We start from the raw sequence: 10,435 nt of genomic DNA on the forward strand, positions 1-10,435 counted from the left end.
CCCCCCCCCCATTACTCGAAATAATTCCCCCTGAATGTGCTGAAGTCATAGCTGTAACAGAAACTGGAATTGTCGTTAAAGTTGGTAATACTGGTAAAGCACTAAATATGATTTGATTGCCATATGCAGTACCAGAATTATTTGTTGCATATGCTCTTACATAATAGGTAGTGGCAAGTGTTAAATTTAATATATTACTCGTGAACACTCCTTCACCACCACCATTTGAAGTAATTCCGATATTGTTTGCGGTAGTTGGATTGTTAGAAGTACTCCAAACTACACCCCTAGCTGTAATACTACTCCCTCCATTATCTGTAATATTACCTCCACAACTAGCGGTTGAAGAGGTTATTAAATTTACAGCTGTTGTTGTTAATGTTGGAATAAATTCATCTGTATATACAAAATTTCCCGCATCAATCAATATTTGTTTATCTACAACACCTTGCCCGGATGGAGGTGCCAATGGGTTTTGATTATTTAAATGTATAGTTTTACCCGTTAATGGCAAAATTATTAACATTTGATTTAATAGTGAATTAATATTAGTTGATGAAAGTGCATTACTATTTAAATTTAAAGTATATACATTAGTTAGTGCCGCAAAAGACAATGATGAAAATAAATGATTGTTTTGGATATTCATGTTATCACAAGTGGTTAAAGAGGAAAAACTTAAGGAAGTTAAATAAGGATTGTTTTCGATATTCATGGAATCACAAGTGGTTAAAGAGGAAAAACTTAAGGAAGTTAAATAAGGCATTTCATGAATAGATATAAAATTGCATCTTGTTAGATTGCTAGGTGGAGTAAAATTGTTGATTTGTGAAAATTGAATTTGTTTACATTTTAACAAATTTGGAAGATTTAGTGTTGACAAAATATAAATATTTATTTTATCACCACAATCAGTTAGTGACTGTAAAGTAAGATTTAATAAAGGATTATTGTAAGCATCAATATCATTATAAACTGTTGTTAAGCCATTTAAATTTAAATTTATTAAGGCAATATTGTTTTCTATTTTAATAGTTACTGCTGTAACCAAAGAATTTAAATCCACAGTTGTTAATTGAGTAGTGTTCTTTATATAAATGTTTTCTGTGTTAGAACCAAATTCATTGGCAATTTTGGCTGCTGCTTGAGCATCCGTAATGTCTCCTGTTAAATAAATAGATGTTTTTGAAAGAGATTGAGAATTCCCAGAACTATTAGCATACAATGCATAAGGAACACTTAACAACTGAGTTGTTCCCATAGCAACATAACCAGAACCTGTATTCAATTCTATTCCTAGGAAATAGGTGCCGTTAGCCCAGTTGATACTTGAGAATGTTCCAGTGGTGGATGTTCCAGTGCCCACGGTTAGATTCACTTGTCCTAAATCATCCGTTGGAACATAATGGGTTTCACTAAATACAGGTAAACTCGTTGAGGTGTTCAACATGATATTGAACTTAAAAGTTACGTTTTGATTAATAATCAAATCACCAGCTGCATTTCTTACGGTAGCTTGATAGTTGAAGCCTTGTGGGGCTTGAGCAAATGTTGCAGTTGTGGAAATAAGTGCTAAAAGGGTGAACAGTTTTTTCATTTTAAATAATTAAGAATTCTTAATAGTGCCTAAATATTAATCTTTAATACATCTTATTGAAGCTCCAGCCTTTTCGGTAAAATGATTATAATATCCGAATAAATCAGGTGAATTGATTTCGCTTCGATCATATCTTAAATTTCGAAATGCATAAGGAATGGTATTAAGAGATATCCAAAATTCATTATTTATATTATAAAAATCACCTTGATTGGAGCGATAACCACCTGGAAGTGCATTAAATCCACCATCATTTGTGGCACCTGTGTTAGGACTTTCCCATAATCCAGTTCCCACTTGGATGGTTCCCGTTGATTTCATTTTACCACCTGCAACAGCATACCCTCCTAAAAAGGTACTTAAAGTATCCCACTCCGCATAACTTGCTACATGCCATCCTATTGGAGCTAATACCTTGTTTGGCGTTGAAGGGTCTGTATCGTGTATTCCTGCCACTGCATACCAATTGTATAGTTTGCCATATATTCCACCATTTACAGGGTCGTTATTATAATAACACCAAGCACCAGTAGTTAATGCTGCCCAAGCCGCTGGGTCAGTTACTTGTGGTATAGGCGTGCCATCTCTATAGGTAGTTACATCCAAATTTGTAGTGCTCCATATTTGTGTGCCAATGGTTACGTTGGGTAGTGGTGCAACAATAGCGTTTTGTAATGCAATTATTTGAGCTTGTAAAGTAGAAATCTGGTTTTGTAATTGGGCGTCTGACGTATCTGTATAACTTTTAGTAACCGCATCCTGAGCATCCGTTGGATCGGCCAAATTCTTTATTTGTGAGTTATTGGCACCATTATTAACCGCCAAAACAGTCGCTAAATCTGGCGTAGGTGCCTGAGCATTACCAGAACTATTAGCATAAAGCGCATAAGGCACACTTAACAATTGTGTGGTTCCCATAGCTACATATCCTGTTCCTGTGTTGAGTTCAATTCCTAAGAAGTAACTACCACTACCCCAATTGATACTAGAAAAAGTCCCTGTAGTTGGTGTTCCTGTTCCAATTACTATGTTTACTTGACCTAAATCATCAGTTGGTACATAATGAGTTTCACTAAAAACTGGAACACTAGTTGCCGTGTTCAGCATAATATTAAACTTGAAATAGACATTTTGGTTCACAACTAAAGCTCCTGAACTGTTTCGAACAGTTGCTTGATAGTTGAAGCCCTGTGGGGCTTGTGCTGTTGCAATAAGTGTAATTGCGAATACTAAAAGGGTAAATAGTTTTTTCATAATTATTTTTTGATGATTTTATACGTGTTCTTTTTGTTGGTAGAAGTGTTTTCAATGGTTACCATGTACATCCCTTGGGTGTAATTAGAAACATCCAAAGGTTCTTCTTTGTTGATGGTACCTGAATACAACTGTTTGCCATTCAAATCCACAATGGTAATTCCAAAAGAACTCATATCAGGATGTGATACATACAACGATTGTAATGTTGGATTAGGATAAATTCTTAATTGAACATCCAAGACATTATCTTCAACGCTTAGCGCTTGTAAATCTAAAGCTGGATAATAGCCATTACCTAATTGATTGCCTCCAGCAGTCATTAGACCAACTACTGGTTCTCCAGCAGTCCAGGAAACTTTGAGATTGCTGTTGGATTGTGTTTTTCCAGCTGTGCCTATAACTTGCTTGGAAATGGTTTGTGAGTAGCCAATGGTGGTTACTAACAAAAAGAGTGCTAACTGTTTCATAATATTTTTAATATTTATTTAAATTTTAACAAAAATAACTAAAAAAAATGTTTTTTCAATAATCTTATAAAAAAAATAGTAACAAATAGTTGACGAAATGTTAATAGCTGTTAATCCTTTAACTCGTTGGTTCTAATTATTGCAATCGTCAGTTCGAGTGTTTTTTGTGTAGTAAAACGGAACAAAAATAACCCAAGACTTTAGCCAAATTAAGCGAAGCAAATCGACAACCGTTTTTAATAAAATTTTTACTGGTCTGTTGTTAGTTACTTAGTTTCTATACATTTAAACTTATTTTTTTATATTTACGCCTACAATATTTTTTCAAAAATGAATAAAAAACTACTTCTTTTTGGTGTACTGATATTTTCAGTAGTAAGTTATTCGCAAGATTATCGTTATACGCAAAACCTTTTTTCGTCTTCTACTACTATTCCCAATGTTGTCTATGGCACGGCTCCTTTCATTCAAGGACCATTATATACCATGGAAGAAAGTACCACCACTAAGAATTTAGTAATGGATATTTTTAAACCTACAGGAGATAGTTTTGCTCTTCGTCCGGCCATAATCATGGCACATTCTGGCGGATTTTTATTAGGAAATAGAAATGTAAACGATATGATGGCACTTTGCGATGCTTTGGCTCTTAAAGGCTATGTTACAGCTACTATTGATTATCGCAAAGGTTTTAGTCTTATAGAGAATGTGGCATTGCATTCTGCCAGAGCTGTTTACAGAGGAGTACAAGATGGGAGAGCTGCTGTTCGCTACTTGAGAGCCAATGCAGCTTTGTATGGCATTGATCCTAATAAAATTTATTTCATCGGAAGCAGTGCGGGTAGCTTTATTGCTTTACATTCTATATATGTAGATGATGCTGCTGAAATTCCAGAAGCAGGAGTGAATACGTATTCAAATATTTTTTTTCCTTTTACCCACGTAGCTCCCGATTTAGGTCCGTTGGATAGTGGTACTAATTTATCCTTTAACGGAAAACCCGATGCAATTGTTTCAATGTGGGGAGCGGTGGCCTCTACCGATTTAATTACTCCCGATAATAATACACCTGTTTTTTTAGTGCATGGCGAAGCCGATAGTACGGTGCCGTTTAATAATGGTAGCCCATTTGGCTATTCCTCTTTACCACAAACACAAGGAAGTAATCCAATTAACACTAAATTAGACGCACTAGGTTTTACTAATAAAGAAACCTATTTTGTTCCTGGAGAAAGTCACGAGTTTTATGGCACTAGCAATGGTACTTGGAGCAACGGAACGGGAGGAAACACTTATTGGCCTATTATTCTTAACAAGATCGTTCAGTTTTTGTGGAAACAACAAAAACCAACTGGTGATTACACTTGGTCATCCAACAATTTATCGGTTTCCTATTCAGATACTAGCACAGGAAGTTTAGCTTGGTGGTGGGACTTTGGCGATGGTACTTATAGCAATGATCAAAATCCAACTCATGTTTACACTAATCCTGGAAATTATCAAGTAAAACTGTATATTGAAAATACAGTCAAAAGTTGGGACGAAGTGACCAAAACAGTTGCCGTTTCTAATCTTTCTTTAGATAACCCTACACAACAAGTTTTTTCAATTTACCCAAACCCTACAAGAGACCTTGTTAAGGTTACTAGTCAACTTTCTTCAGAGAGCATCAGCTATGCTATAATTGACATAACTGGTAAGCTACTTTTAGAAAATAAGCTTCCCCAAAATGCTGAGATTTCGTTTACTGGATTTTCAAAAGGGATGTATTTGTTGAAATTATTTACAGAAAGTACTTCTCAAACTTTAAAAATTAGTAAAGAGTAATTTAATCAAAGGGTTAAGCAACTGTTAATTTTTAGGTGCATAACTTTCTGTTAAATTTATTTTCTCCATCACTTTGATCCTTATTTTTGCTTATACTTAAGCTAAAGTCTAAATGCCAAATAAAAATAGTGCTCCCCCAATTGCCAAAAGAATTCCGCATCAGTTGGAAAAACATGGTCATGTTCGTGTAGATGATTACTACTGGTTGAACAACCGTGAAAATACCGAAGTGATAGAGTATCTCAATAAAGAAAACGAATACTACCAGCAAGCCACAGCTCACACCAAAGCGTTTCAAAAATCACTTTTCGAGGAAATGAAAGCGCGCATCAAAGAGGATGACGAGTCGGTGCCTTATTTTTATAACGGCTATTACTACATCACCCGTTTTGAAAAAGGAAAAGATTATCCCATCCATTCCCGAAAAAAAGAAAGTTTACATGCAAAGGAAGAAATCTTGTTTGATTGTAACGAAATGGCAAAAGGGCATACGTATTTTAACTTAGCCGGATTGAGTATTAGTGAAGACAACGTTTGGGCAAGTTTTGGTACCGATACCGTTTCAAGACGCCAATATACCATTCAAATAAAGAATTTAATGACGGGAGAAATACTTCCAGTAAAATTAGAAAATACTACTGGTGGTGCCACTTGGGCAAGCGATAACCAAACCTTGTTTTACTCTCGCAAAGACGAGCAAACCTTGCGTGCCGATAAAATTTACAAACACAAACTAGGAACTTCGGCAACAGATGACACTTTAGTTTATTTTGAAAAAGATGAAACGTTTGATGTATCGGTATATAAATCAAAATCAAAGAAATACCTCATCATCAATTCCAGTAGTACGCTCACTACCGAATATCAAACGGTTTTGTCTGCTACACCTGATGCCAAGTTTACCATCTTTCAGAAAAGAATCCGTGGGTTAGAATATTCGATGTCGCATTTTGGAGATCATTTTTATATTGTGACCAATAAAGACAAAGCGACGAACTTCAAGCTAATGAAAACGCTTGAAAATAAGACTTCAAAAGAAAACTGGGTAGATGTCATTCCACATAGAGAAGATGTGTTATTAGAAGATATCGATATTTTCAAAGAGTTTCTAGTCGTGTCAGAACGAGCAGACGGTTTGAATAAAATACGAATTATGCCTTGGGATGGAGAAGGAGAGTATTACTTACCCTTTGGCAGTGAAACCTATATGGCTTATACGACAACCAATCTCGATTTTGATACTCAAATCTTGCGTTATAGTTACCAATCCTTAGCTACACCTTCTTCGGTTATTGATTTCAACATGAAGACCCAAGAAAAAACTATTCTAAAAGAACACGAAGTTCTTGGTGGCACTTTTGATAAAAATAATTATGTAGAAGAACGCGTTTGGGCTACAGCAAAAGACGGAACCAAAGTGCCTATTTCTTTGATTTATAGCAAAGGATTAAAAAAAGAGGGTTTAAATCCAACATTATTATATGCTTATGGTTCTTATGGCGTAACTATGGATTGTCATTTTTCATCTGTTAGATTATCGCTTTTAGACCGAGGTTTTATTTTTGCAATTGCTCACATTCGCGGAGGAGAAGATTTAGGGCGTCCTTGGTATGAAAGTGGAAAATTATTAAAAAAGAAAAACACTTTTACTGATTTTATAGATTGTTCAAAGTTTTTAATTTCCGAAAAATATACTTCCCCTCGCCATTTATATGCAGAAGGCGGTTCAGCCGGAGGATTATTGATGGGAGCTATTGTAAATATTTCGCCAGAATTATACCATGGCGTAATTGCACAAGTACCATTTGTAGATGTGGTGACCACAATGTTAGACGAAACTATCCCTTTAACAACGGGAGAATATGACGAATGGGGTAACCCAAATGCAAAAAAGTATTACGAATATATGCTATCCTATTCGCCTTATGATAATGTAGTAGCACAAGACTATCCCAACATATATATATCTACAGGATTGCATGATTCTCAGGTACAATATTGGGAACCAGCAAAATGGGTAGCAAAACTGAGAATTTTGAAAACCGATAATAATCAATTATATTTGGATACCAACATGGAGGCAGGACACGGGGGTGCTTCTGGAAGGTTTGAAGCTATTAAGGAAATAGCCAAAGAATACAGTTTTTTGTTAGATTTAGAAGGAATAAAAAAATAGTTAAAAATATTTTGTTAAATTTGCATTGTTTAGAAGTCTGTAAAAATGACTTTTTACTTCGCCTTGACTGATTTATTTTATGAAAGAAAATATAAAAGCTCACGATAATGTACTAAGCTTAATAGGAAATACCCCTTTAATTAAGCTTAATAAAATCACCGAATCTTTGCAAGGAAATTTTTATGCCAAGGTAGAGGCTTTTAACCCTGGGCATTCTACCAAAGATCGAATTGCATTATATATTATTGAAGAAGCCGAAAAACAAGGGATACTTTCTCCAGGTGATACCATTATAGAAACTACTTCGGGTAATACTGGTTTTAGTTTGGCTATGGTAAGTATTATCAAAGGCTATAATTGCATTTTAGCGGTAAGTTCAAAGTCGTCTAAAGATAAAATAGATATGTTACGCACTTTAGGTGCCAAAGTATATGTGTGTCCTGCTCACGTATCTGCTGATGATGAGCGTTCTTATTATAATGTGGCTAAGCGTTTGCATGAGGAAACTAAAGGTTCTATCTATATTAATCAATATTTTAACCAATTGAATGTTGATGCGCATTATAAATCTACTGGACCAGAAATTTGGGAACAAACCAATGGTCAAATCACACATTTAATTGCTTGTAGCGGAACAGGAGGAACTATTTCTGGTGCTGCAAAATACTTAAAAGAAAAAAATCCAAACATTAGAATTTTAGGAGTAGATGCTTTCGGTTCTGTATTAAAAAAATACCACGAAACCAGAGAGTTTGATGCCGATGAAATTTATCCATACAGAATAGAAGGATTGGGTAAAAACTTGATTCCAACAGCCACTGATTTTGATGCTATAGATCATTTCATGAAAGTAACAGATGAGGAAAGTGCTCATACTACTCGTGAAATTGTTAAGAAAGAAGGATTATTTGTGGGTTATACTTCTGGTGCAGTTATGCAAGCCATTAAACAATATGCAGAACAAGGAGAGTTTGATGCCAATAGTAATGTAATCGCTATTTTTCCAGACCACGGTTCTCGATATATGAGCAAAGTATTCAGTGATGATTGGATGAACGAACAAGGGTTCTTTGATAGCATCAATGCAGAAGAAGTTCAAAAAGTAGAATTTATCAAATAGTAAAAGTTTTTTTACTGAACAGTTATAAAAAATGCCAAGTTTTACTTGGCATTTTTTTGTTTAACTTCCAGAGAATTGCAAATTACTTAAGTTCTTATACATACCATTATCTAGGGCTAATAGTTCTTTATGGGTTCCTTGTTCAGTGATTATTCCTTCATTTAACACTAATATGGTATCGGCTTTTCTAATTGTTGCTAAACGATGGGCAATAATAATACTTGTTCTTCCTTCCATTAAAGTTTCTAAAGCTTCTTGAACCAATTTTTCGCTTTCGCTATCTAAGGAAGAAGTGGCTTCATCTAGAATTAGTATGCTAGGATTTTTTAATAATGCTCTAGCAATAGCGATGCGTTGGCGTTGACCACCAGAAAGTTTTATGCCGCGTTCTCCTACCAATGTTTCGAATTTTTCGGGAAATCCATTAACGAAATCAAAAGCATTGGCTTGTTTGGCTGCTTTTAAGATTTCTTCCTCAGATGCATTTGGTTTTCCATAAGCAATATTTTCGCGAATTGTTCCGCCAAACAATAGTACATCTTGTGGAACAATACTCATATTCCCACGAAGATTTTCTAAATCATAGTCATAAATATTTTTGTCATCTATTAAAATTTGGCCATTGTCAATATCATAAAAACGGAGTAGGAGAGCTGATATGGTGGATTTTCCAGCACCACTTGGTCCTACAATAGCAATTTTTTGTCCAAAATTCGCAGTAAAATTAACCTCTTTCAATACTTGAATTTCTGGTCGTGATGGGTAACTAAATTGTACATTTTTAAAGGTTATGTTTCCTTTTATTTTTGCTGTTGAATGATTTTGAGAGGCATTTATTTTTTCGGGAATTTCTTCTAACAATTCAAAAACGCGTTCGGTTGCGCCAACTGCTTTTTGAATTTGAGCATATAACTCGGCTATGCCACCAAAAGAAGCTCCAATGAATGTAGAATATAAAACGAAAGAAATCAAATCACCGACACCTTTAATTTCTCCATTAATACATAAACTTACGCCATACCAAACTACGGCTACAATGGCACCAAACAAACAAAATATAATAAATGAAGCAAAGTAACCACGGTATTTCCCCCCTTTGATGGCTAATTTTACCACTTCCGAAATTTTATCTTTGTAGCGTTCAATTTCATACCATTCGTTGGCAAAAGCTTTTACATTAGTAATTCCTTGCAACGTTTCTTCAACAATTACTTGGCTTTCGGCCACTTGATCTTGCACATTTTTAGAAAACTTACGAATAAATCTGCCAAAAATAACTGCAGCTACCGCTACAACAGGAACAATGCAAAGCATCATTAAAGTTAGTTTAAGACTAATGGTGGCCAAAAAAATGACGCCGCCAATAATTAAAATAAACTGACGTAAAAATTCAGCAATTGTAGTAGTTAAAGTATCTTGAATTTGAGTAATATCTGAACTAATCCGACTGTTCAATTCGCCCACACGTTTTTGAGCAAAAAATGTCATCGGTAGTTTGATGAGATTACTGTATAAAGCCAATCGGATATTGGCTAAGGTGTTTTCGGTAAAATTAATGAATAATGACAATCTGAAAAAAGAAAAGAAGGATTGCAACAGTAAAATACCCATCAAACCTAGCGCAATATTTTTGGCTTTGTTTAAATCTTTATTAGTTACACAATCTACTAGCATTCCTAATAATTTTGGAAATGCTAATGCCGTTGCACCGGTAAATAAAAGAAAAACTAAGCCCAAATAGAATTTCCATTTGTGACTATCGGCATATTTAAATATTAAAAGGGCTTTGCTTAGTGTGCTTGCGTTTAGTTTTGCTTTTGGTAAGTCGTTTTCTTTAAATCGAGGCATTTTATTTTTTTTACAAAAATATAGTTTATCAAGCAATTTAATAGAGCAACAGTTCCTAAATAAAACAAAAAATCTCCAAATTAATCGGAGATTTTAATTTTTCAATACAAAAAAGTATGTTGCTACTCTTCCATAGTATGATA

The 10,435-nt window shown here is 34.7% G+C and carries 7 protein-coding genes; 3 read left to right on the forward strand and 4 right to left on the reverse strand.

Going from position 1 to position 10,435, the window contains the following annotated elements:
* From ACOYLT_RS08130 to ACOYLT_RS08140, 3 genes are all read right to left on the reverse strand, one after another.
* Positions 1-1,597: hypothetical protein (locus tag ACOYLT_RS08130; RefSeq protein ID WP_422853361.1), on the reverse strand; the 1,597-nt coding region annotated here is incomplete at its 3' end.
* A 36-nt stretch (positions 1,598-1,633) separates the two neighbouring features.
* A complete protein-coding gene (locus tag ACOYLT_RS08135) occupies positions 1,634-2,851 on the reverse strand; it encodes a fibrobacter succinogenes major paralogous domain-containing protein (protein WP_422853362.1) in 1,218 nt (405 codons plus the stop codon).
* Positions 2,852-2,853: 2 nt separating this feature from the next.
* Positions 2,854-3,321, reverse strand: a complete 468-nt coding sequence (locus tag ACOYLT_RS08140) for a T9SS type A sorting domain-containing protein (protein WP_422853363.1) — start codon at positions 3,319-3,321, stop codon at positions 2,854-2,856.
* Positions 3,322-3,651: 330 nt separating this feature from the next.
* On the opposite strand from ACOYLT_RS08140, the gene ACOYLT_RS08145 reads away from it, so the two are divergent.
* From ACOYLT_RS08145 to ACOYLT_RS08155, 3 genes are all read left to right on the forward strand, one after another.
* Positions 3,652-5,148 carry a T9SS type A sorting domain-containing protein gene (locus tag ACOYLT_RS08145; RefSeq protein WP_422853364.1) on the forward strand — a complete coding sequence of 499 codons (1,497 nt, stop codon included), beginning with the start codon at positions 3,652-3,654 and terminating at the stop codon, positions 5,146-5,148.
* Positions 5,149-5,260: 112 nt separating this feature from the next.
* Complete coding sequence (locus tag ACOYLT_RS08150; protein ID WP_422853365.1) at positions 5,261-7,324, forward strand: S9 family peptidase; 2,064 nt, start codon at positions 5,261-5,263, stop codon at positions 7,322-7,324.
* A 79-nt stretch (positions 7,325-7,403) separates the two neighbouring features.
* Positions 7,404-8,444, forward strand: a complete 1,041-nt coding sequence (locus ACOYLT_RS08155; protein WP_422853366.1) for a PLP-dependent cysteine synthase family protein — start codon at positions 7,404-7,406, stop codon at positions 8,442-8,444.
* A 60-nt stretch (positions 8,445-8,504) separates the two neighbouring features.
* Here the strand turns inward: ACOYLT_RS08155 and ACOYLT_RS08160 are convergent, their stop codons facing one another.
* On the reverse strand, positions 8,505-10,292 hold the full coding sequence (locus ACOYLT_RS08160; protein ID WP_422853367.1) for an ABC transporter ATP-binding protein: 1,788 nt from the start codon (positions 10,290-10,292) through the stop codon (positions 8,505-8,507).
* Positions 10,293-10,435 lie beyond the last annotated feature (143 nt).

It is taken from the genome of Flavobacterium sp. (assembly GCF_049318185.1).
GTDB lineage: Bacteria > Bacteroidota > Bacteroidia > Flavobacteriales > Flavobacteriaceae > Flavobacterium.